The 23,202-nt window shown below is 66.3% G+C and carries 19 protein-coding genes and 1 tRNA gene; 9 read left to right on the forward strand and 11 right to left on the reverse strand.

The window, feature by feature from the left end:
* Positions 1 to 148: 148 nt before the first annotated feature.
* From G3N64_RS11610 to cysS, 6 genes are all read right to left on the reverse strand, one after another.
* Positions 149 to 242: transfer RNA gene (locus G3N64_RS11610), tRNA-Ser, on the reverse strand.
* A gap of 110 nt (positions 243 to 352) precedes the next feature.
* Complete coding sequence (locus G3N64_RS11615) at positions 353 to 1,606, reverse strand: aspartate kinase (protein WP_205784081.1); 1,254 nt, start codon at positions 1,604 to 1,606, stop codon at positions 353 to 355.
* A gap of 342 nt (positions 1,607 to 1,948) precedes the next feature.
* Complete coding sequence (gene tilS, locus G3N64_RS11620) at positions 1,949 to 3,355, reverse strand: tRNA lysidine(34) synthetase TilS (RefSeq protein WP_205784082.1); 1,407 nt, start codon at positions 3,353 to 3,355, stop codon at positions 1,949 to 1,951.
* A 46-nt stretch (positions 3,356 to 3,401) separates the two neighbouring features.
* On the reverse strand, positions 3,402 to 4,373 hold the full coding sequence (locus G3N64_RS11625) for an acetyl-CoA carboxylase carboxyltransferase subunit alpha (RefSeq protein ID WP_006478433.1): 972 nt from the start codon (positions 4,371 to 4,373) through the stop codon (positions 3,402 to 3,404).
* Between the two features lie 103 nt (positions 4,374 to 4,476).
* Positions 4,477 to 5,301 carry a DNA-3-methyladenine glycosylase gene (locus G3N64_RS11630; RefSeq protein ID WP_205784083.1) on the reverse strand — a complete coding sequence of 275 codons (825 nt, stop codon included), beginning with the start codon at positions 5,299 to 5,301 and terminating at the stop codon, positions 4,477 to 4,479.
* A 43-nt stretch (positions 5,302 to 5,344) separates the two neighbouring features.
* The gene (cysS, locus tag G3N64_RS11635) at positions 5,345 to 6,742 is read right to left on the reverse strand and encodes a cysteine--tRNA ligase (protein ID WP_205784084.1); all 1,398 of its coding nucleotides are present in this window, start codon (positions 6,740 to 6,742) and stop codon (positions 5,345 to 5,347) included.
* Between the two features lie 234 nt (positions 6,743 to 6,976).
* On the opposite strand from cysS, the gene G3N64_RS11640 reads away from it, so the two are divergent.
* The 4 genes from G3N64_RS11640 (at position 6,977) to G3N64_RS11655 (ending at position 9,724) form a co-directional block, all read left to right on the forward strand.
* A complete protein-coding gene (locus tag G3N64_RS11640; protein ID WP_205784085.1) occupies positions 6,977 to 7,699 on the forward strand; it encodes a tetratricopeptide repeat protein in 723 nt (240 codons plus the stop codon).
* 39 nt (positions 7,700 to 7,738) lie between these two features.
* Positions 7,739 to 8,320 carry a peptidylprolyl isomerase gene (locus tag G3N64_RS11645; RefSeq protein WP_205784086.1) on the forward strand — a complete coding sequence of 194 codons (582 nt, stop codon included), beginning with the start codon at positions 7,739 to 7,741 and terminating at the stop codon, positions 8,318 to 8,320.
* A gap of 88 nt (positions 8,321 to 8,408) precedes the next feature.
* Positions 8,409 to 8,900 carry a peptidylprolyl isomerase gene (locus G3N64_RS11650; protein ID WP_006478428.1) on the forward strand — a complete coding sequence of 164 codons (492 nt, stop codon included), beginning with the start codon at positions 8,409 to 8,411 and terminating at the stop codon, positions 8,898 to 8,900.
* A 23-nt stretch (positions 8,901 to 8,923) separates the two neighbouring features.
* The gene (locus tag G3N64_RS11655) at positions 8,924 to 9,724 is read left to right on the forward strand and encodes a UDP-2,3-diacylglucosamine diphosphatase (RefSeq protein WP_205784087.1); all 801 of its coding nucleotides are present in this window, start codon (positions 8,924 to 8,926) and stop codon (positions 9,722 to 9,724) included.
* 48 nt (positions 9,725 to 9,772) lie between these two features.
* Here the strand turns inward: G3N64_RS11655 and cysE are convergent, their stop codons facing one another.
* Positions 9,773 to 10,576: a serine O-acetyltransferase gene (cysE, locus tag G3N64_RS11660; protein WP_205784088.1), complete on the reverse strand. Its 804-nt coding sequence runs from the start codon at positions 10,574 to 10,576 to the stop codon at positions 9,773 to 9,775.
* Between the two features lie 276 nt (positions 10,577 to 10,852).
* Positions 10,853 to 11,677, reverse strand: coding sequence for an RNA methyltransferase (locus tag G3N64_RS11665; RefSeq protein ID WP_205784089.1), 825 nt, complete (start codon positions 11,675 to 11,677; stop codon positions 10,853 to 10,855).
* A 280-nt stretch (positions 11,678 to 11,957) separates the two neighbouring features.
* Here G3N64_RS11665 and G3N64_RS11670 point away from each other — a divergent pair, with 280 nt between their 5' ends.
* The 4 genes from G3N64_RS11670 to G3N64_RS11685 all read left to right on the forward strand — a co-directional run bounded on the left by G3N64_RS11670 (position 11,958) and on the right by G3N64_RS11685 (position 18,799).
* Positions 11,958 to 12,761: an inositol monophosphatase family protein gene (locus tag G3N64_RS11670; RefSeq protein ID WP_205784090.1), complete on the forward strand. Its 804-nt coding sequence runs from the start codon at positions 11,958 to 11,960 to the stop codon at positions 12,759 to 12,761.
* Positions 12,762 to 13,074: 313 nt separating this feature from the next.
* Positions 13,075 to 14,697 carry an NAD(P)/FAD-dependent oxidoreductase gene (locus G3N64_RS11675; RefSeq protein ID WP_205784091.1) on the forward strand — a complete coding sequence of 541 codons (1,623 nt, stop codon included), beginning with the start codon at positions 13,075 to 13,077 and terminating at the stop codon, positions 14,695 to 14,697.
* 216 nt (positions 14,698 to 14,913) lie between these two features.
* Positions 14,914 to 17,571 carry a DNA mismatch repair protein MutS gene (mutS, locus tag G3N64_RS11680; protein WP_205784092.1) on the forward strand — a complete coding sequence of 886 codons (2,658 nt, stop codon included), beginning with the start codon at positions 14,914 to 14,916 and terminating at the stop codon, positions 17,569 to 17,571.
* Positions 17,552 to 18,799, forward strand: a complete 1,248-nt coding sequence (locus G3N64_RS11685) for a hypothetical protein (RefSeq protein WP_205784093.1) — start codon at positions 17,552 to 17,554, stop codon at positions 18,797 to 18,799. Before mutS ends, G3N64_RS11685 begins: the two co-directional genes overlap by 20 nt.
* Here the strand turns inward: G3N64_RS11685 and G3N64_RS11690 are convergent.
* Positions 18,779 to 19,321, reverse strand: coding sequence for a peptidylprolyl isomerase (locus tag G3N64_RS11690; RefSeq protein ID WP_205784094.1), 543 nt, complete (start codon positions 19,319 to 19,321; stop codon positions 18,779 to 18,781). The genes G3N64_RS11685 and G3N64_RS11690 overlap by 21 nt on opposite strands.
* A 32-nt stretch (positions 19,322 to 19,353) precedes the next feature.
* Here G3N64_RS11690 and G3N64_RS11695 point away from each other — a divergent pair, with 32 nt between their 5' ends.
* Positions 19,354 to 20,574, forward strand: coding sequence for a cupin domain-containing protein (locus G3N64_RS11695; RefSeq protein WP_205784095.1), 1,221 nt, complete (start codon positions 19,354 to 19,356; stop codon positions 20,572 to 20,574).
* A 608-nt stretch (positions 20,575 to 21,182) separates the two neighbouring features.
* On the opposite strand, the gene G3N64_RS11700 is transcribed toward G3N64_RS11695, so the two are convergent.
* A complete protein-coding gene (locus tag G3N64_RS11700; protein ID WP_205784096.1) occupies positions 21,183 to 21,959 on the reverse strand; it encodes an MBL fold metallo-hydrolase in 777 nt (258 codons plus the stop codon).
* A 4-nt stretch (positions 21,960 to 21,963) separates the two neighbouring features.
* Positions 21,964 to 23,109 (reverse strand): outer membrane protein assembly factor BamC, encoded by a 1,146-nt coding sequence (gene bamC, locus G3N64_RS11705; protein WP_205784097.1) that lies wholly within the window; start codon positions 23,107 to 23,109, stop codon positions 21,964 to 21,966.
* Between the last annotated feature and the right edge of the window lie 93 nt (positions 23,110 to 23,202).

Below are 23,202 nucleotides of genomic sequence, written 5' to 3' on the forward strand. Positions count from 1 at the left end.
CATATCGTTGCCGCTTGAGCCGGGCACCGATTGGATCACTGCCGACCCCGCCCGAATCCGCAGACGGGATCCAGCCGCATCGCGTGTCGGGCCGGAAAAAGAAAAAGCCCCGCAAGTCCGAGAACTTACGGGGCTTTGTCACCGCTTTTGGCGGAGACGGAGGGATTCGAACCCTCGATCCAGGTTTTGGCCCAGATGCTCCCTTAGCAGGGGAGTGCCTTCGACCTCTCGGCCACGTCTCCCAAACTTTCGCTCGCACCAGGGAGGCAGTGCGACGAGAACGAAATAATATAGGGTTTCGAACCGTGCGTCAATTTCCGTGATGCATTTTCTTCAATGCATCACGGAAAATTCACGATGCCTGGTCGAGTTCGAATGCCTTGTGCAGCGCGCGGACGGCCAGCTCCATGTATTTCTCGTCGATCAGCACCGAAATCTTGATTTCGGACGTCGAGATCATCTGGATGTTGATGCCCTCTTCCGACAGCGTGCGGAACATCTTGCTCGCGACGCCCACGTGCGAACGCATGCCGACGCCGACGACCGACACCTTCGACACCTTCGGGTCGCCCTGCACCTGCTCGGCGTTCACATGGCCCTTCACCTGGTTGGTGAGGATGTCCATCGCCTTCTGGTAGTCGCCACGGCCGACCGTGAACGTGAAGTCGGTTTTGCCCTGAACGCTCTGGTTCTGGATGATCATGTCGACGTCGACGTTCGCATCCGCGACCGGGCCGAGGATCTGATACGCGATGCCAGGCTTGTCGGGCACGCCCATCACAGCAATGCGTGCTTCGTCGCGCTGGAACGCGATGCCGGAAATGACTGCCTTTTCCATGGTCTCGTCTTCTTCAAAAGTAATCAGGGTGCCCGAGCGCATTTCTTCGTCGAGCGCAATCAGCGGATCGGTCAGGCTCGACAGCACGCGCGTCTTCACCTGGTATTTGCCGGCGAATTCGACCGAGCGGATCTGCAGGACCTTCGAGCCGAGGCTGGCCATTTCCAGCATTTCCTCGAACGTCACGCGATCGAGGCGCCGCGCCTCTTCGACGACGCGCGGATCGGTCGTGTAGACGCCGTCGACGTCCGTATAAATCAGGCACTCTTCGGCATCCAGCGCAGCCGCGACCGCCACCGCCGACGTATCCGAGCCGCCACGGCCCAGCGTCGTGATGTGACCGTCCGGATCGACGCCCTGGAAGCCCGTGATGATCACCACCTTGCCTGCATTCAGATCGGCCTTCACGCGCTCGTCGTCGATCGAGTGAATGCGCGCTTTCGTGAACGCGCTGTCGGTCTTGATCGGCACTTGCCAGCCCGCGTAGCTCACGGCCTCGACGCCGATTTCCTGCAGCGCGATCGACAGCAGGCCGACGCTGACCTGCTCGCCGGTCGACGCGATCATGTCGAGCTCGCGCGGGCTCGGCTGGCTCGAAATCTCTTTCGCGAGACCGAGCAGACGGTTGGTTTCGCCGGACATCGCCGAAGGCACGACCACCAACTGGTGCCCGGCCTTATGCCATTTTGCGACGCGTTTCGCGACGTTCTTGATGCGCTCGACCGAGCCCATCGAAGTGCCGCCGTATTTGTGTACGATGAGTGCCATTGTCGTTCTGAACTGGAGGAGAAACCGCACGGGCGCGCTGGGCAGGCCGCGTAGCCGTTCGGTCACGCGGCTTGTGGCTGTGGACGGACGACGAGAGGGACGGCTGGGACGCAACACGCAAGCGTGACGGATTTTGCCCGGAAGGCCGATCAGGCCGCGCAAACCGGGTACGTCACGCGGAAAACCTGCACAAATCGCTCAAAAATCGAGCCGAGCAAACGACCGAGCGTACCCGATAGAGGCCCGCTTGACAAGCCGCTCGCCGTGTTCGGGGCCGTTCCGGCGCTGTTTACCAAATGGTGAAAATGCGCGCGCCATCGCACCGCCGGCGGCCTGCCGCCGTCATGCGATCAGCAGGTCTGGACGCCACTCGATCCGGCGCCACGCGCCGTCACCGGACAAGCCGGCGTCGCAGTTCACGCCAAGGCGCGGCACGTAGATCAGCAAGTCGCCGGCGAACAGCAGCGGCACGTCGCGCTGCCAGGCGGGCACGCCGCGCTCCTGGAACAGGTTCTTCAGCGTGCGGCCAGGGCCGCCCGGCGACGTACGCATCCGCTCGCCGCCCGCACGGGCGCGCGCCGCCAGCCACACGCCGCGCAGCAGCGCCTCCGGCACCGCGTCGGCACTTCCCGCGTCGGCCGGCGCGAACACGAACGTGCCGCGCCAACCCGGCAGGTGCCAGACTTCCTGCCCGTCCCACGCGAGCACCGATTCCGGATGCGGCGTCCCGGTGCCGTCATCGGCCGGTTCGCTGCTGTCGCCCGCTTCCCAGTAGACGACATCGCGATAGAGCCGCAGGCATTGCCCCGCATGATCGACGCGCAACGCATGGGCGACATTTGTGGCACGCAGCTGCCGCATCATGTTGGCGAGCCGGGCAGCCGACGCACCCGGCAAACCGAGCCGGCGCATCCAGAAGCGCAGCAGGTTCGCGCCGCGCGTGTCGTCGAACGCGACCAGCGCATCGCGCGACAACGCATGCCCGTCATCGCGCGCAGCAGCAGCGAAGTCGAGTTCGGCCAGGTCGTCGAGGAGTCGCTGTGCAGCAGCCGCATGCTGGGCCGCGCGACCGAGCGCGTCGCGAAAGCCCGGAAAATGCACGGCCAGCGCCGGCAGCACGTCGATGCGCAGCGCATTGCGCGCGTAGCGCGTGTCGCTGTTCGATTCGTCGTCGATCCATGCCAGGTCGTGCTGAGCCGCATAGCGCTCGAGTTGCGCACGCAACAGTCGCAGCAGCGGGCGTACGCGTTCGACGCTCACGCCGTCGGGGCGGTAACGCGGTGCCATCGCGGCAAGCCCCGCGATCCCCGCGCCACGCAACAACTGCAGCAACACGGTCTCGGCCTGGTCGTCCGCATGCTGCGCGAGCCACAGCGCGGCCGCGCCGTGGCGTTCGCACATCGCGTCGAGCGCTGCATAGCGCCGCTCGCGCGCCGTCGCTTCGACACCGAGCCCGCTGTCGCGCGGCACGTCGACGCGCATCGACTCGAACGCCACGCCGAGCCGAGCCGCTTCCGCTTCGGCATGTGCGACCCACGCGTCGGCGTTCGCACTCAGCCCGTGATGCACGTGCAGCGCGATGCAGCGCGACGCACCCGCGACACGCACGGCCGCGTCGAGCAGCACCGTCGAGTCGAGGCCGCCGCTGTATGCGACCGCGATGCGTGCATCGGGCGGCAGGCCGAAAAGCGCAACGCCGACCGCGTCGAGAACGACGCGGTCGGCGGAGAATTCGGTTGGCGGGATCACGGGAGGAACACGCGCGCAGCGGCGCGCGAATGGAAGACACAGCCGGTCATGCGCCCGGCGTGGTTTCCTTGAACTTGCCGTAGGCCATCAGGCGCTCGAAGCGGCGCTCGCGCAGCGCATCGATGCTCATGCCCTGGAACTGGCGCAGCGAATCGGCCAGCGCACGGCGCAGCAGCGCAGCCATGCCCTTCGGATCGCGATGCGCGCCGCCGAGCGGCTCGTTGATAATCTTGTCGATCAGGCCAAGCGCCTTCAGGCGGTGCGCAGTCAGGCCCAGCGCTTCCGCTGCTTCGGGCGCCTTCGCGGCGCTCTTCCACAGGATCGACGCGCAGCCTTCCGGCGAGATCACCGAGTAGGTCGAGAATTGCAGCATCATCACGGTGTCGGCCACCGCGATCGCGAGCGCGCCGCCCGAACCGCCCTCGCCGATCACCGTCGTGATGATCGGCGTCTTCAGTTCGGCCATCACGTACAGGTTGCGGCCGATCGCCTCCGACTGGCCGCGCTCTTCCGCGCCGATGCCCGGATACGCGCCCGGCGTATCGACGAACGTGAAGATCGGCAGCCCGAACTTCTCGGCAAGACGCATCAGGCGTTCGGCCTTGCGATAGCCTTCCGGACGCGGCATCCCGAAGTTGCGCGCGGCGCGCTCCTTGGTATCACGGCCCTTCTGGTGACCGATCACCATGCACGGATGGCCGCCGAAGCGCGCGAGGCCGCCGACGATCGACAGATCGTCCGCAAAGGCGCGGTCGCCATGCAGCTCGTGAAAATCGGTAAACAGTTCCGCAACGTAATCGAGCGTGTACGGACGCTGCGGATGCCGCGCGATCTGCGAAACCTGCCACGGCGACAGGTTCGCGTAGAGGTCTTTCGTCAGTTGCTGGCTCTTCTTCGACAGCCGCTCGATTTCTTCCGAAATGTCGACAGCCGAGTCGTCCTGCACGAATCGCAGCTCTTCGATCTTGGCCTCGAGTTCGGCGATCGGCTGTTCGAAATCCAGAAACGTGGTCTTCATGTGTTCGAATCCTTGGGTCTTGCGGCAGCGCGTATTCTACCCGCGCGGGCGACGCTCAAAACCGACTCTCAACTATTGATGTTTAAAACCCGATAGCCGCCGCTCAGGCGTCGGCGTCGGGCGCATCGAGGCTGCGCCACATGTACCAGGTCGCGACGGTGCGCCACGGTTCCCAGTTGGCCGCGACCTCGCGCGCCTCGCTGCGCGTGACGGGTTCCCCGCTGAAGTAATTGACGCTGATCGCGCGGATCAGGCCCGGGTCGTCGAGCGGCAGGACATCCGGCCGCGACAGGTTGAAGATCAGGAACATCTCGGCCGTCCAGCGGCTGATGCCGCGGATCTGCGTGAGTTCCGCGATCACGTCCTCGTCGTCCATCGACGTCCATTTGTCGACGTGCAGCGCGCCCGACACGAAATGCTGCGCGAGATCGAGGATGTATTCCGTCTTGCGCTTCGACAGCCCGCACGCGATCAGCTTGTCCGCGCCGAGCCGGATCACCGGCTGCGGTGCGAGTTTCGGACAGGCATCCCCGATGCGCGCCCACAGCGACTGCGCGGACGGCACCGAAATCTGCTGGCCGACAACCGAGCGCGCGAGCGTGACGAACGGGTCGCCGCGCTTCACGAGATGCGCGGGACCGAACTTTGGAATCAGTTTCTTCAGGATCCGGTCGCGCTTGACGAGGTCGGCGCATGCCTTGTCCCAGTATGCAGGACGCACGACGACCTCCTCGCCGTCCGCTTCGGACGCTCGGATCTTGCGGGCCGCGTCGGCGGCCGGCAGCGCGGCCGCCGGCTGCGCATGACCGTTGAGCGCGCCGTTCGGCACGGCGCGCGTCGCGTCCGTCTTCGCCGGCACGCGCTTGGCTGCCGGACGCGCGGCGACCGGGGTCGCGCGCCTGACCGGCGCTTTTCTGGCCGTTGCCATCTTGCCTCCTACCTGACGGATCGGTCAGTGGAACGCACGGCGCTCATACGCGACGCCATTCGGTCGATCCGCCCGGTTTGTCTTCAAGTGCGACACCGATCTCGAGCAGTTCCGCCCGGATCCGGTCCGCTTCGGCATAGTCCTTCGCTTGCTTCGCCGCGACACGCGCGGCGATCTTCGCTTCGATCTCGTCGGCGGCAAGCCCGCCCGCCTGCGCGGCGCCGGACGCCTGCTGCAGGAACGCGCGCGGTTCGCGGCCCAGCAGGCCGAGCAGGCCCGCCAGCTGTCTCAGTTGCCGCGCGAGCGACGCGTCGCCCGTGCGGTTCACCTCACCCGCCAGCTCGAACAGCGTCGCCACCGCGACCGGCGTGTTGAAGTCGTCGTTCATCGCGGCCGCGAAACGCTGCGCATGCGGCTCGTCCCAGTCGAGCGCGAGCGTGTCGGCCTCGACATCCTTCAGCGCGGTGTAGAGACGCGTGAGCGACGCACGCGCATCGTCGAGATGCACGTCGCTGTAATTGAGCGGCGACCGGTAGTGCGTGCGCACGATGAAGAAGCGCATGACTTCCGCGTCGTAGCGCTCGAGCACTTCGCGGATCGTGAAGAAGTTGCCGAGCGATTTCGACATCTTCTCGTTGTCGACCTGCACGAAGCCGTTGTGCAGCCAGTAATTGACGAACGTCTGGCCGGTCGCGCCTTCGCTCTGCGCGATTTCGTTCTCGTGGTGCGGGAATTGCAGGTCCTGCCCGCCGCCATGGATGTCGAAATGCTCGCCGAGCAGCGTGCAGCCCATCGCCGAGCACTCGATGTGCCAGCCCGGGCGCCCCATCCCGTACTTCGACGCCCACGACGCGCCCTCCGGATCCTCCGGCTTCGCGCGCTTCCACAGCACGAAATCGAGCGGATCTTCCTTCGCGTCGTTCGCGGCGACGCGCTCGCCCGCGCGCAGATCGTCAAGCGACTTGCCCGACAGCTTTCCGTAGTTCGCGAACTTGCGCACCGAGTAATTGACGTCGCCGTCGGTCGCCTGGTACGCGTAGCCGTTCGTCTCGAGCGCCTCGATCATGCCGAGCATCTGCGGAATGAATTGCGTCGCGCGCGGCTCGATGTCGGGCCGCTGGATGCCGAGCGCGCTTTCGTCGTCGTGCATCGCACCGATGAACCGGTCGGTCAGCGACTTGATCGTCTCGCCATTCTCGACCGCACGGCGGATGATCTTGTCGTCGATGTCGGTGATGTTGCGCACATACGTGACCCGGTAACCGATCGCACGCAACCAGCGCTGGACGAGGTCGAACACGACCAGCATGCGCGCGTGGCCCACGTGACAATAGTCGTATACGGTGATTCCGCATACGTACATCCGCACTTCGCCGGTCTGGCGCGGCACGAAGACTTGCTTGTCACGCGCGAGCGTGTTGTAGATGCGCAGTGATTCCATAGAGATGAACCGTGAGCCGAAGGAAACCGCCCTGGCGAAGCTCGCCCAGCATGCGAAACGGACGGACCATCTGCTGCGGCACCAGGCCGAGCGTCCTCGATATCACATGGGGCGGTCAGGCTGCAAGCACAGCGGTGACGGCCACGAGAGGCTAAGAAAGACTGTCTGCCGCTCGCCGGAACGCGCAGACGTTTTGTTAGAATGGCTCGGAGTATAACATTCCGATTTACGCCTATGAAACCTCATCGCGGCCGCGCGCAGAGCGCTGCGACCCTCGTTGCGACCACCGTCATGGGCGTCGCGCTGACGCTTTTCGCGGTCCCCGCGGCGCATGCGCAGAAGGCCCCGGCCACCGCCGACGGCACGCCCGAAATCGACGCGTCGATCGCCGGCAAGCAGTGGAAGCAGGCGCTCGCGCAGCTCGACGCGCGCATCGCGTCGAACCCGCGCGACGTGCAGGCGCAGTTCAAGCGCGGCACCGTGCTGGCCCGCCTGAACCGCGATGACGACGCGATCCAGCAGTTCGTCGCGATCACGCAGGCCTACCCCGAGCTGCCCGAGCCGTACAACAACCTTGCGGCGCTATACGCGAAGCATGGCCGTTACGACGAAGCGCGCACCGCGCTCGTCACGGCGACGCAATCGAACCCGAGCTACTCGCTCGCGTACGAAAACCTCGGCGATCTTTACCTGCGCCTCGCGGCCGAGTCGTACAAGCGTGCGCAATCGCTCGGCCGCACGAGCGGCGCGACCGCGCAGCGCCTCGCCGATCTCCAGAAGATCGTGTCGCCGCCGAAGGCTGCGCCGAACGCCCGCGCGGTCGCACCGGCCACGCGCGACTATACCGACCGCGCAGCCGCGAACGTGAGCACCACCACGCTGCCGATGTCGCCGACGTTCCAGTTCAGCGGTCCGTCGGGCGCACTGGCGGCGCCGTACGTCGCGCCGTCGCAATAAGCGGCGCGGCCTTCTTTCCCTCCCAACCTGAGGATCGCAATGAAACGTCTGTTGCTGGCGCTTGGCGGCGCCGCCCTTCTCGCGACCGCGACCGCACCTGCGTTCGCACAATCGGCTACCGCGCACCCCGTCGTGCAGCTGAAGACCTCGCAGGGCGACATCCGCGTCGAGCTCTACCCGGAGAAGGCGCCGAAGTCCGTCGCCAACTTCCTCGATTACGTGAAGGCCGGCCAGTACAACGGCACGATCTTCCATCGCGTGATCAAGGGCTTCATGATCCAGGGCGGCGGCTACAAGACCAACTTCGAGGAGAAGCCGACCCGCGCGCCGATCCCGCTGGAAAGCCGCAATGGTCTGAAGAACCTGACGGGCACGATCGCGATGGCACGCACGAGCGATCCGAACTCGGCCACCGCGCAGTTCTTCATCAACACGGTCGACAACAACGGCCTCGACTACCCGAACCCGGACGGCAACGGCTATGCGGTGTTCGGCAAGGTCGTGTCGGGTCTCGACGTCGTGAAGAAGATCGAAGGCGTGGCGACGACCTCGCGCGGCCCGATGCAGGACGTGCCCGCGCAACCGATCGTGATCGAATCGGCCAGCATCGTCTCGAAGTAAGAACCTGCCGGCACGTCCGGCGCCACACGCGGCCGCGTCGCACGACCGGCCGCGTGCCATTTAAACCGCCTCACCGAAGGAATTCATCATGGTTGAACTGCATACGAACCACGGCGTGATCAAGCTCGAGCTCGACGCCGCGAAGGCACCGAAGACGGTCGAGAACTTCCTGAACTACGTGAAGAAGGGCCACTACGACGGCACCGTGTTCCATCGCGTGATCAACGGCTTCATGATCCAGGGCGGCGGCTTCGAGCCGGGCCTGAAGCAGAAGCCGACCGATGCGCCGATCGACAACGAGGCGAACAACGGCCTGAAGAACGACAATTACACGGTCGCGATGGCGCGCACGAACGATCCGCACTCGGCAACCGCCCAGTTCTTCATCAACGTGAACGACAACGACTTCCTGAACCACTCGTCGCCGACGCCGCAAGGCTGGGGCTACGCCGTGTTCGGCAAGGTCGTCGAAGGCCAGGACGTGGTCGACAAGATCAAGGGCGTCAAGACGGGCAACGCTGGCTTCCACCAGGACGTGCCGACTGACGACGTCGTGATCGAGAAGGCCGTCGTGGTCTGACGCGCAGTTACGGAGGCACTTCGATGTTGCAGGAGAGTCCGCCGCGAAGCGTCTCCGCGGGCGTGCCGGGCGAGCGCGAATACGCGCAAGCCGCACGCCCGTTCCTGTTTCTCTCCGATCTGCACCTGAGCGAAGCGATTCCGAAGACGGTCGCCGCGTTCGAGCATTTCGTGAAATACACCGCCGACAGCGCCGACTCGGTGTTCATCCTCGGCGACCTGTTCGAATACTGGATCGGCGACGACATCCTCGACGACGATCCGTTCGCGGCACGCATGGCCGCGCTGATGCACACGTTCTCGGAGCGCGGCATTGCGCTCTACGTGATGCACGGCAACCGCGATTTCCTGCTCGGCCGGCGCTTCATGAAGGCAGCCGGCGCGATGCTGCTGCCCGATCCTTCGCTGATCATGGCGTTCGGCCAGCGCATCGTGCTCGCGCACGGCGACGCGCAATGCACGGCCGACCGCGGCTACCAGCTGTTCCGCCGCTTCGCACGCAACCGCGTCGCACAATGGCTGTTTCTCGCCTGGCCGTTCCGCTGGCGCCGCGCGCTCGCGCAGCGCATGCGTTCGAACAGCGAAGCGGGCCGGATACGCCCTGCTTCGGCGATTTACGATGTCACGCGTGAAGGGGTGGCCGCGCTGTTCCGGAAAAGCCGCGCGAGCGTGATCATTCACGGCCACACGCACCGCCCCGCCAGCCACGCCGAGCCGGGCGGCATCCGCTGGGTGTTGCCCGACTGGGATCTCGACCACGGCAAGCCGCGCGGCGGCTACCTGCGCGTCGATGCGGAAGGCATCCACGCGATGCCGCTCGACTGACGCCAGCACTGCCGTCGCGCCGACCGGCAGCGGCGGGCATCCATCGCATTACGCCTGGCGTTCAACCGACTTGCCTTCCAGCACGGCCGACAGCCGGCGCAGATCGAGGCGCGCCGCGTCGGCGCCCTGCAGCGTTTCCAGATGCGTGCCGAGCCGTTCGAGCGCCGCGACGATCTCGTCGACGCGACGGCTTTCCTTCGCCGCGTGATCGATCAGCCCGTGAATCGCGAGCGACATCGGATCGTCGGCATTCGGCGTGATCCCGTACGCGCAGAACGCCGCGCGTTCGGGCTGCGGCTTCGGCTGTGCCGGCATCACGATGCGCGCCGGATTGCCGACCGCCGTGCCGCCCGCCGGCACCGGTTTCACGACGACCGCATTCGAACCGATCTTCGCACCCGCACCGACCGTGAAACCGCCGAGCACCTTCGCGCCCGCGCCGACGATCACGCCGGCCTCGAGCGTCGGGTGGCGCTTGGCGCCGCGCGTGAGCGACGTGCCGCCCAGCGTGACGCCCTGATAGATCGTGCAGTCGTCGCCGACGATCGCCGTCTCGCCGATCACGACACCCATCCCGTGATCGATGAACACGCGCCGGCCGATCGTCGCGCCGGGGTGGATTTCGATCCCCGTCAGGAACCGGCCGGCCTGCGACGCGAAACGCGCGAGCCAGTAGCGCTTCGCGCGCCAGCATGCGTGCGCGAAACGATGCAACACGAGCGCATGCAGCCCCGGATAACAGGTCAGCACTTCCCATGCACTGCGAGCGGCGGGATCCCGCTCGCGAATCGTTGCAACGTCTTCGCGCAGTCTCGTGAACATGATGTGGTCTGGGAAAAGGCCGGCGCGCATCGCCGGCAATGACCGGCCGTTATCGCGCCGGGTAATTTACTTATGACGTCCGGCGATTGTAGGGCGAGTCGTGCACGGCCGCACGCGCTCGCACGTTCACCCCGTCGCCGGCGCGGGTATTCGGGCGGAACGCTTGCTGCGGCAGAGTTTGCCGGGTGGTCGACCGGGTGGAGCAGTCCGGCCCGGCGCTTCCCGCAGCCGACGCAACCCCTGCCTGCCCGGGAGGCGGCCTCCATGCGCCGAGACGAGACATCCGGCAGCCGGTGCGCCGGCTGCTTACGCGTCGCCGCCGGGCTTGCCCGATTTCAGCAGGATGTGCTTCGCGACACCGCGCAGGATGTTGACCTCCTCGCGCTCGAGGCCCGTGCGCGCGAACAGGCGCCGCAGCCGCGGCATCAGCTTCTTCGGGTTGCGCGGATCGAGGAAATCGAGTGCGATCAGCGCGTTCTCGAGGTGCACGTACATCCGCTCGATCTCGTCGCTCTGTGCAAGCGTGCCGGCTTCGCCCGACGGTTGCGCCGACGGCTCGCTCGCCTGCTCGAGAAACGCGACGCGCAACTCGTACGCGAGCACCTGCACGGCCTGCGCGAGATTCAGCGAACTGTAGGCCGGGTTTGCCGGGATGTGCGCCAGCGCGCTGCACTGCTCGACGTGCTCGTTCGCGAGGCCCGTGCGCTCGTTGCCGAACACGAGCGCGATGTCGCCCGCGCCGACCTGCGCGCACGCCTGCGTGGCGGCCGCACGCGGCGCGAGACGCGGCGGCCCGTATTCGCGCGTGCGCGCAGTCAGCGCGATCGACCAGTGAACGCCGGACAGCGCGTCGCCAAGCGTCGGCACGACATGCGCGGACGCGAGGACGTCGTCCGCGCCGCTGGCCATCGCGATCGCCTCGGGATCGCTCTGGACGTGCGGTACGCGCGGCGCGACCAGCACGAGACGCGAGAAACCCATCGTCTTCAGCGCGCGGGCGGCCGCCCCGACATTGCCGGGATGGCTTGGCTCGACGAGCACGAAACGGGTGGACGTGAAGCCGCCGGACGGCTGCTGGGACGATGCCGCGCCCGGCTCGGACGGCGCGGCGGTGATCTGCGGGGTTTCCACTACGATACGACTCGGTTCATCAGAATGGCAGTATGGTATCGCCATCGCCGCGGCAAACCCACTCGTCCGGACGGATAGTGGGGGTTTCCCCGTATTCCGGTCGCCTGAAACCGCCAAAAATCGGGTAAAATCATGCCTTTACGCGTCGCACTCCGTGCGGCGCGGGTCGTACCCCGTTCTTTGTCAATTTGCGTCTCACCTCGCCTGCCACGCTTGCGCCGTGCCGGGCGGTTGTTCCACTTCGTGGCGGCCCGTGCCGCCGGCTACAGGATCCAGGCTCATGCATCCCATGCTCAACATTGCTGTCAAGGCTGCGCGCCGCGCCGGACAGATCATTAATCGCGCGTCCCTCGATCTCGACCTGATCGAGATCCGCAAGAAGCAGCAGAATGACTTCGTCACCGAAGTGGACAAGGCCGCCGAAGACGCGATCATCGAGACGCTGAAGACCGCCTACCCCGACCACGCGATCCTCGCGGAAGAATCGGGCGAATCGGAGAACGAATCCGAATTCAAGTGGATCATCGATCCGCTCGACGGCACGACCAACTTCATCCACGGCTTCCCGTACTACTGCGTGTCGATCGCGCTCGAGCACAAGGGCGTCGTCACGCAGGCTGTCGTCTACGATCCGAACAAGAACGACCTGTTCACGGCCACCCGCGGCCGCGGCGCGTACCTGAACGACCGCCGCATCCGCGTCGGCCGCCGCGACCGCCTGTCGGACGCACTGGTCGGCACGGGCTTCCCGTTCCGCGAAAAGGACGGCCTCGATGCCTACGCGCGCCTCTTCACCGAAATGACGCAAGCCTGCACGGGCCTGCGCCGTCCGGGCGCGGCGGCACTCGATCTCGCGAACGTCGCGGCCGGCCGCCTCGACGCGTTCTTCGAGCAAGGCATCAACGTGTGGGACATGGCCGCAGGCAGCCTGCTGATCACCGAAGCCGGCGGCCTCGTCGGCAACTACACGGGCGACGCCGATTTCCTGCATCGCCATGAAATCGTCGCTGCGAACCCGAAGATCTACGCGCAGATGATCCCGATCCTGAAGGGCTACACCCGCGTGCATCCGGCGACGGAGTAAGCCCCAGCCGCGCCTGCATGGCGCGGCTTTCGCGCACACCGCTCGCGAGCATCGTCATGACGGCGCGCCGTTCGCCTCCCGGTCCCCGGGAGGCGGGACAATCTTCCCGCACCAGGGTCGCGTCGTGCGCCTATCCTGAAGTTGCTTGAGTTGTTCGGGCCGGTCGGCGTACTGCCGCTTGCACCGCCTGTCCCGCAATGACAATGAATGGTTTGCGTCCGGCATCCTCGCACGGCGGACAACACCGCCGGCCTGCCGGCCCCCGCCCGTATCAACACCGCCACGACGCCGTGGCAATCGCATCCGAGTCCCCATGTTACGGCTAAGCGAAATTAAACTCCCCCTCGACCACCCCGAAAGCGCGCTCGAGGCCGCGATTCGCGCGCGCCTCGCGGAGCTGGGCGTGGATGCAGACGGGCTCCTCCGTTACACCGTGTTCCGCCGTGCGCACGATGCGCGCAAGCGCGCCGACATCAAGCTCACGTATATCGTCGATGTCGAAGTCACGGACGAAGCGGCCGCGATCGAGCGCCTCGCCGGCAAGCCGCATTGCGGCGTGACGCCCGACATGGCGTACCACTTCGTCACGAAGGCGCCCGAGCACGGCAATTTCCTGCGCCCGGTCGTGATCGGCATGGGACCGTGCGGCCTGTTCGCGGGGCTGATCCTCGCGCAGATGGGTTTCCGCCCCATCATCCTCGAGCGCGGCAAGGCCGTGCGCGAGCGCACCAAGGACACCTTCGGCCTGTGGCGGAAAAGCGTGCTCAACCCCGAGTCCAACGTGCAGTTCGGCGAAGGCGGAGCCGGGACGTTTTCCGACGGCAAGCTGTACAGCCAGATCAAGGATCCCAACCATTACGGCCGCAAGGTGCTGGACGAATTCGTCAAGGCAGGCGCACCGGAAGACATCCTGTACCTGAGCCGGCCGCACATCGGCACGTTCCGCCTCGTCAGCATGGTGGAAAAGATGCGTGCGTCGATCCATGAACTGGGCGGTGAAGTGCGTTTCGAAACGCGGGTCGACGACATCGAGATCGATCAGGGCAAGGTGCGCTCGCTGAAGCTCTCGAACGGGGAAACGCTGCGGTGCGACCATGTGGTGCTGGCCGTGGGTCACAGCGCGCGCGACACCTTCCAGATGCTGCACGATCGCGGCGTCTATATCGAAGCCAAACCGTTCTCGCTGGGCTTTCGCATCGAACATCCGCAGGGGCTGATCGATCGCAGCCGCTTCGGCAAGTTCGCAGGCCACAAGCAGCTCGGTGCGGCCGATTACAAGGTGGTCCACCACTGCAGCAATGGCCGGGCCGTCTACAGCTTCTGCATGTGCCCCGGCGGCACGGTGGTCGCGGCAACCTCCGAGCCGGGTCGCGTGGTCACCAACGGCATGAGCCAGTATTCGCGGGCCGAGCGCAACGCGAATGCGGGCATCGTCGTCGGCATCACGCCGGACGACTATCCCGGCGGCCCGCTGGCGGGCATCGCGTTCCAGCGCAAATGGGAAGAGCGCGCGTTCGAACTCGGCGGCGGCGACTACCGCGCACCGGGCCAACTGGTCGGCGATTTCATCGCAGGTCGGCCGTCGACGTCGCTGGGCTCCGTGGAGCCGTCGTACAAGCCGGGCGTGAACCCGACCGATCTGAGCACCGCGCTGCCGGACTACGTGATCGAAGCGATCCGTGAAGCCCTGCCCCAGATCGACAAGAAGATCGCCGGCTTCGCGATGCACGATGCGGTGCTCACCGGTGTCGAGACCCGCACTTCGTCACCGATCCGGATTCGACGCAAGGACGACTTCCAGAGCATGAACGTCGACGGCCTGTATCCGGCGGGTGAAGGTGCGGGGTATGCGGGTGGCATCTATTCTGCAGCCATCGACGGGATCGAAGTCGCGCAGGCGGTGGCGCTCAACCTGATGTCGGCGCACGCAGCCTGACATACCACGCACGCTCGGCGCGCAAAGGTCCGCGCGCCGAGCGAAACCGATTCCCGCATGTCCGCATGTCAGCCCGCAAGCAAGGTCGACCGATCGTACCGGGCCGACAATCGCCGATCGGATCTCCGCGAACCGGCCGAACGGCCAACTTCGCGCGTGCACATCGAAGCCACTGGTAAACTCGGGCAACCAAAGCAACAACTTCATGCCTGACTTATGACCACGCTGTCGCCCGACGCCTTCGCCGGCCACACTCCAATGATGCAGCAGTACCTGCGCATCAAGGCCGACCATCCCGACACGCTTGTCTTCTACCGGATGGGCGACTTCTACGAGCTGTTCTTCGAAGACGCGGAGAAAGCCGCACGCCTGCTCGACCTGACCCTCACGCAACGCGGCGCCTCGGCCGGCACGCCGATCAAGATGGCCGGCGTACCGCATCACGCAGTCGAGCAGTATCTCGCCAAGCTCGTGAAGATGGGCGAATCGGTCGCGATCTGCGAGCAGATCGGCGATCCAGCCACGTCGAAGGGCCCCGTCGAGCGCAAGGTCGTGCGCGTCGTCACGCCCGGCACGCTGACCGATGCCGCACTGCTGTCCGACAAGAACGACGTCTATCTGCTCGCGATGTGCACGGGCCACAACAAGCGTGGCGTGGCGGTAAACATCGGCCTTGCATGGCTGAACCTTGCGAGCGGCGCGCTGCGGCTCGCCGAAATCGAACCCGACCAGCTCGCTGCCGCGCTCGAGCGCATCCGGCCGGCCGAGATCCTGACGCCGGACGGCGCGACCGACGCCGTGCCCGCAGGCGCGGGCGCAAGCAAGCGCGTGCCGGCATGGCACTTCGACATCGCGTCGGGCACGCAGCGCCTGTGCGACCAGCTCGATGTCGCAAGCCTCGACGGCTTCGGCGCGCATTCGCTGACGAGCGCGTGCGGCGCAGCCGGTGCGTTGCTGCTCTATGCAGCAGCCACGCAGGGCCAGCAGCTCCGGCACGTGCGCAGCCTGAAGGTCGAGAACGAAACCGAGTACATCGGGCTCGATCCGGCCACGCGCCGCAACCTCGAACTGACCGAGACGTTGCGCGGCACCGAGTCGCCGACCCTCTATTCGCTGCTCGACACCTGCTGCACGACGATGGGCAGCCGCCTGCTGCGTCACTGGCTGCACCATCCGCCGCGCGCGTCGGTCGCCGCGCAGTCGCGCCAGCAAGCGATCGGTGCGCTGCTCGATGCACCGGCCAACGCAAGCCTCGATGCGCTGCGCAGCGCGCTGCGCCAGATCGCCGACGTCGAACGGATCACCGGGCGTCTCGCCCTGCTGTCTGCTCGCCCGCGCGACCTGTCGAGCCTGCGCGACACGTTCGCCGCCCTGCCGGCCCTGCGCGAGCGCATCAGCGCGATCGTCGCGAATGCCGACGCACTCACCCGCGTCGACGCAGCACTCGCACCGCCCGCCGAATGCCTCGACCTGCTGACGAGCGCGATTGCGCCCGAACCGGCCGCGATGGTGCGCGACGGCGGTGTGATCGCGCGCGGCTATGACGCCGAGCTCGACGAGTTGCGCGACATCTCGGAAAACTGCGGGCAGTTCCTGATCGATCTCGAAGCGCGCGAGCGCACGCGCACCGGCATCGCGAACCTGCGCGTCGAATACAACAAGGTGCACGGCTTCTACATCGAGGTCACGCGCGGCCAGACCGACAAGGTGCCCGACGACTACCGCCGGCGCCAGACACTGAAGAATGCCGAGCGCTACATCACGCCCGAACTGAAGACCTTCGAGGACAAGGCACTGTCCGCGCAGGAACGCGCACTGGCGCGCGAGCGCGCGCTGTACGACGCGGTGCTGCAGGCGCTGCTGCCGTTCATCCCCGAGTGCCAGCGCGTCGCATCGGCACTCGCCGAACTCGACCTGCTCGCCGCATTCGCCGAACGCGCCCGCGCGCTCGACTGGGTCGCGCCGACCTTCACCGACGAGATCGGCATCGAAATCGAACAGGGCCGCCACCCGGTCGTCGAAGCGCAGGTCGAACAGTTCATCGCGAACGACTGCCGCTTCGGCACCGAGCGCAAGCTGCTGCTGATCACCGGCCCGAATATGGGTGGTAAGTCGACGTTCATGCGGCAGACCGCATTGATCGCGCTGATGGCTTACGTGGGCAGCTACGTGCCGGCGAAGTCGGCATGCTTCGGCCCGATCGACCGGATCTTCACGCGCATCGGCGCGGCGGACGATCTCGCGGGCGGCCGCTCGACCTTCATGGTCGAGATGACCGAAGCCGCGGCAATCCTCAACGACGCGACACCGCAAAGCCTCGTGCTGATGGACGAGATCGGCCGCGGCACGTCGACGTTCGACGGCCTCGCGCTCGCGTGGGCCATCGCGCGCCACCTGCTGGCGCACAACGCGTGCTACACGCTGTTCGCGACGCACTACTTCGAGCTGACGCAACTGCCGGCCGAATTCCCGCAAGCGGCCAACGTCCACCTGTCGGCCGTCGAGCACGGCCACGGCATCGTGTTCCTGCACGCGGTCAACGAAGGCCCGGCCAACCAGAGCTACGGCCTGCAGGTCGCGCAGCTCGCGGGCGTTCCGGCGCCCGTGATCCGCGCCGCGCGCAAGCACCTCGCGTATCTCGAACAGCAGTCGGCGTCGCAGCACACGCCGCAACTCGACCTGTTCAGCGCGCCGCCGGTGGCCGCCGACGATCTCGAATGCGCGGACGCGCCGGCGCTGCCCGACACCCCGCATCCGGCGCTCGAGAAACTGCGCGACATCGATCCCGACGATCTCAAGCCGCGCGAGGCGCTCGACCTGCTGTACGAACTGCGCACGCTGGTCCGGTCGCACGATGCCGACGGGCACGCGTAAGCGCATCCCGCGCGGCCTGCCGGCTCGCACCGCCGCGGCGCTCGTCGCGGCCGTGCTCGCGCTCGCGCAGGCCGCCGCGCTGGCCGCGCCGCCGAAGCGCGGCACCGCGCCCTACTCGTTCGCGGTCGTGTCGGGTGTGATCAACGCCCCTGCGGACGAACCCGCCGCCCAGCGTTTGCTCGATGCGATCGCGCGCGAGCGCAACCTCGCGTTCGTCGTCTATGCAGGCGATCTCAAGGGTTCGAAGGAAGCGTGCCGCGATGCACTGTATTCGCAGCGCGGCGCGATCCTGGATGCGGCACGGGTACCGCTCGTGTTCATTCCCGGCCACGACGACTGGGCAACGTGCAACACCGCGGCCGGCGGCGGCTACGATCCGGTCGAGCGGCTCGACTTCCTGCGGCAGACGCTGCTCGCCGATTCGGCACTGCCCGACCCCGGTGCACTGCAGATCACGCGGGAAAGCGAAGTCGCACGGTTCCGGCCGTATCGGGAAAACGCACGCTGGATGCGCGACGACATCGTCTACGTCGCGCTCAACGCGCCAGCGCCGAACAACCACTACCTGACAGCCGGCGGCCGCAACGGCGAATTCGAGGATCGCATCATCGCGAATGGTTTCTGGATCGACCACGCGGCCGAATACGCGAAGCGGCGCGAGGCCCGCGCGATGGTGGTGATGTTCGAAGGCGATCCGCAGTTCGAACGCTATGAACGCGCGGAACGCTTCGCATGGCTGCGTTTCAACCGGCCACGCGTGCGCGACGGCTTCCGTGAGTTGAAACGAACGCTGGTAAAGGCGGCGGCGACGTTCCGCGGCCCGATACTCGTGATGCACGCGAGCGGCGAACCGCTTGCGAACGGCTTCCTGATCGACCGTCCGCTACACGCTGACAACGGTGAACTGGTAGGCAACGTGACGCGCGTCGCGATCGGACCGCGCCATCCGACGAATCAGTGGATCAAGGTGAATGTGTCGCCGGCACGGCAGACGATCTTCAACGTGAGTCTGCAGGAAGTGCCGAAGAACCTGCCCATCCCGCCCGCGCTGCCGCTCGTGCCGCGTGACGACGTCCCGCTGCCGCAGATGCCGGAAATCCCTGCGTTGCCGGCGCTGCCCGACTCGTCGTCGGTCGCGCCGCCACTGCAGGGCGACGGCGCCGCACCGGGCGGCGCGTCGGGGCCGGTGCCCGGCCTGCCTGCGAGCTCAGTGCAGGGTGCGCCCTGACGGCGCTTCGCCGTCCTCATCTTCGTCTTCGTCGACGATCTCGAGCCCTTCCGCACCATGCGCGTGCTCGTGCTCGATCTCGTCTTCGGTTGCTTCGCGAACGTCCTTCACGGTGAGCTCGAAACGCAGCGCCATGCCCGCCAGCGGGTGATTGCCGTCCAGCACGACCTTGTCTTCGGCGACGTCGGTGACCGTGTAGATCAGCGAATCGACTTCCTCGTCGCCGTCTTCCGGCGTGCCTTCGAACTGCATGCCCACTTCGAGCGGCTCGGGAAAACGATCGCGCGGCTCGATCTTCACGAGTTCGGGATCGTAGTCGCCGAACGCGTCCTGCGGCTCGAGCTGAATCTGCGCCTGGTAACCCTGCTCATGGCCATCGAGCTGTTCCTCGATCTTGGGGAACGTGCCATCATAGCCGCCGTGCAGATAGACCATCGGCTCGTCGCTTTCCTCGATCAGATTGCCCTGTGCATCCGACAGCTTGTAAGTGACCGACACGACGGTGTTTTTTGCGATTTTCATCCAATTCTCCCAAATACAAGTCTCATTATACGATGCGCAACCGGTCTCAAGCCGAACCGCGGGATGCCGCTGCTGCCCCGCTCGGCGCGCCGCCCTCCGATCTTCCCACACCGCTGCTCGGCGGTCTTACGCCGGCGCAATTCATGCGCGGCTACTGGCAGAAGAAGCCGCTCCTGATCCGCCAGGCGATCCCCGGCATCGCGTCGCCGGTCTCGCGCGACGCGCTGTTCGAACTCGCAGCGGACTATGACGCGGAATCGCGACTGATCACCCATTTTCGTAACAAGTGGCAACTGGCGCACGGCCCGTTCGAGCCCGGTTCCCTGCCCGTCGTCACGCGCAAGGCCTGGACCCTGCTCGTGCAAGGGCTCGACCTGCACGTCGATGCGGCGCGCGCGCTGCTCGACCGCTTCCGCTTCATCCCCGACGCGCGCCTGGACGACCTGATGATCTCGTATGCGACGGACGGCGGCGGCGTCGGCCCGCACTTCGATTCGTATGACGTCTTCCTGCTGCAGGTCGAAGGCCGGCGCCGCTGGCGCGTCGGTGCGCAGAAGGACCTGTCGCTGCAACCGGACGTGCCGCTGAAGATCCTCGAGAACTTCGAGCCGAGCGACGAATGGGTGCTGGAGCCCGGCGACATGCTCTACCTGCCGCCGCACATTGCGCACGACGGCGTTGCAGAAGGCGAATGCATGACCTGCTCGATCGGCTTCCGGGCCCCGTCCGCCGGCGAACTGGGCGCCCAGTTCCTGTACTATCTCGCGGAGCGCGGCGGCCTGCACGACAGGGGCGGTGACGACCTCTACCGCGATCCGAAGCAGCCGGCCGTCGACACACCCGCGCAACTGCCTCCGGCGCTGGTCGAGCGCGTTGCCGAGATCGTCGACGCGATCCGCTGGCGCAAGCGCGACGTCGCCGAGTTCCTCGGCTGCTACCTGAGCGAGCCCAAGCCGAACGTCGTTTTCGACCCGCCCGCGCGCCCGCTGTCCGAGGCCGCGTTCGTCACGCAAGCGTCACGCCGCGGCGTTTGTCTCGACAGAAGGGCTGCATTGATGTATAACGCGCGCTCGTACTTCATTAATGGCGAGGAAGGACCGCTCGAGCAGGCCAGCGAATGGCTGCCCGAACTGGCCAATCAACGCCAGATGGAGGCGAAACGGTTTGTAACACTATCCCGGGGTCCTTCAATGACAGCCTTGTTGCACGAGTGGTATCGTGCGGGCTGGATACGGGTCGGAAACCGGAATTAGTGTGAGTCGCCCCGTATGCCCGTACGGATCAAATTCTGTATGGGAAAGACAACGTATTGACCCCGCATTTGTCGACGGTCGATAGGAAAGTGCATATAATTTCCGCCCAAGCCGTAGGGAAGATTCACGCTCTAGAAGTGCGTCTCCACCAGCGGCCCAGGTCGGTGTTGGAGCACATTACCGGTATTGTTTCGCGCTGTTGCTTACCTTTAACCATAAAAGGACGTGATCATGAAGAAATCCCTCCTCGTAGCTTCCCTGTTGGCTGCTGTTGCACTGGCTGCTTGCAACAAGAGCGCTGATCAAGCTGCTTCGTCGGCTGCAAGCGACGCAGCTGCTGCTGCTTCGACGGCTGCTTCGGCAGTTGCTGGTGCTGCGAGCGACGCTTCGGCTGCTGCTTCGTCGGCAACGGCTGCTGCGAGCGACGCTGCGGCTGCAGTGGCGTCGGCTGCTTCGGCAGCGACGGCTGCTCCGGCTTCGGGCGCAAGCCAGTAAGCCTCAGCGTCAGCTGAAAAAAACCGGCCCGAGGGCCGGTTTTTTTACGTCTGTCGTTTCAGCGCCTGCCACCGGGCTAGTCGCACCGTGCCGCCGCGGCGGCCCTGCCCCGCTCATCCGAGCGCCAGCCAGTCGAAGCCCGCGTCCTGCGTGGCCACGACCACGTCCTCCCCACTCGTCCCCAGTACGCCGCCAAACGCCTGGCGGACCAGTTCCGGCAGGTTGTTCTGCTGGCTCAGGTGCGCTGCGACCAGGTGCTGGAGGCGGCTGCGTTCGAGCGACGCGAGGATGTCCGCCGCCGCGTCGTTGCTCAGGTGGCCGTGGTTGCCGCCGATGCGCGCTTTCAGCGACTGCGGATAGCGGCTCGCGGCCAGCATTGCGGTGTCGTGGTTGGATTCGAGCACCAGCGCGTCACAGCCGCTCAGGACGGTCGTGATGTGCGGCGTGGCCATGCCGACGTCCGTCAGCACGCCGAGCCGGCTGGCGCCGTCCATAAAGACGAACTGGAGCGGTTCGCGCGCATCGTGAGGGACCGTATAGGGCATCACCGCCAGATCGCGTATCGCGGCCGTCTCGTCGCCCCACAGCACGTGGAGATCGACATCGGCCTCGTCCGCGCCGACCGCGCGCGCGGTGCCCCAGCTCATGTAGAGCGGCAGCGATGCGCGGCGAGCGAGCGTCAGCGCACTGCCGACGTGGTCGCTGTGTTCGTGGGTAATGAGGATCGCATCGAGATCGCCGATGCAGAGATTCAGTCGGCCGAGCCGGCGCTCGACCTCCTTGGCGGAAAAGCCGCAGTCGAGCAGCACGCGGGTGGTCGTCGTGCCGCTCGAGGCCTCGACGACCAGCGCGTTGCCTTCGCTGCCGCTTCCGAGGCTGGCGAAACGCACGCGCTCAGTTCAGCTGCGCGTGGAGCAGCGAAATGATCCGCTGCGCGTCCGACGAGTTGTCGACCTGGCCGTTCGCGCCAACCACCGCGACCTGCGTGCCGCCGTTGCCCTGCGCGCGCACGTTGACGAGGTATTCCTTGCCCGGCTTCGCGGCCGACGGGCCGCCGTAGAACAGCTTGCCGAACAGGCCGTCGCGCTTGAGCTCTTCCATCGTGTTCGCGTAGCGCACGGTGTACACGCCCTTCTCGCGATCGCGATTGTCGACCGTGAAGTTGGTGCGGTCGAGCGCCAGGCCCACGCGCAGCCATGCGCGGTCGAACGACTCGGCCAGCTGCAGTGTCGCCCCGCCGCTGCTCGTGTCGCTGACCTGCGCCGGTGCCGTCGCGGGACGCGCATCGGTCAGCAGCTGTTTCGCCTGCGCATCGGTCAGGCCGAACTTCTGCATCAGCTTCGACAGGAATACCGCTTCGAGCACCGGGTTACGCGGACGCTCTTCCCAGCGCGATGACGTGCCGCCCTGCGGGCCGACCATCATTTCTTCCATCGCGCTGTGCGTGATCGAGATGTCGGTGTTGCCGTCCGACGTGCGGTTCACGAGCGTACGGAAGCGATCGCGCGTGCCGGACGAGTACGCGAAATCGATGACCTTGCCGATCGTGCGGCGGAACCAGTCGTCGGGAATGTTCGCGCGGTTTTCGGCCCAGTCGGTGGCCATGATGCCCGTCGACGGCGCATCGGTCTTCAGCGAGAAGCCGTTCTCCTGCCAGAACTCCTTCAGGATCGGCCACAGCTGCTCGGGCGTCCGGCCATCGACGACGAGCCAGCGGCGGTCGCCGTCGCGCTCGATGTGCATGCCGAGCGGATCCTGCGCGCTCGGGATGCCGTCGGTCGCGTTGCCGGCCTGCGTCGTGACCCGCGGCGGCAGCGTGCCGAGGCCGGCGTTGCTCGGCGGCGCGACGAACTGCTGCGTCGTCGGCACTGGCTTCAGGTCGCTCGGCACCGCGAGCGGCGGCGCCGAACCGGTGTTCTTGTAGTTGACCCGGTCGGGGGCCAGATATTCGTTCAGCGTATCGCAGCCGGCGAGCGCGCCCAGCGCCAGCGCCACCACCGACATCTGGATGGCGCGAGAGGAAAAGGCGAAACGTTTCATGAAATCCTTCGTCTTGCTAGAACGCTCGTCAGGAGCGGCGCCGGACGGAGCCGGCCGGTGCGGGTTATCAGGGTTCGAGCCGGCGGCCGCAGG

The organism is Burkholderia sp. Ac-20344 (assembly GCF_017104975.1).
Classification (GTDB): domain Bacteria; phylum Pseudomonadota; class Gammaproteobacteria; order Burkholderiales; family Burkholderiaceae; genus Burkholderia.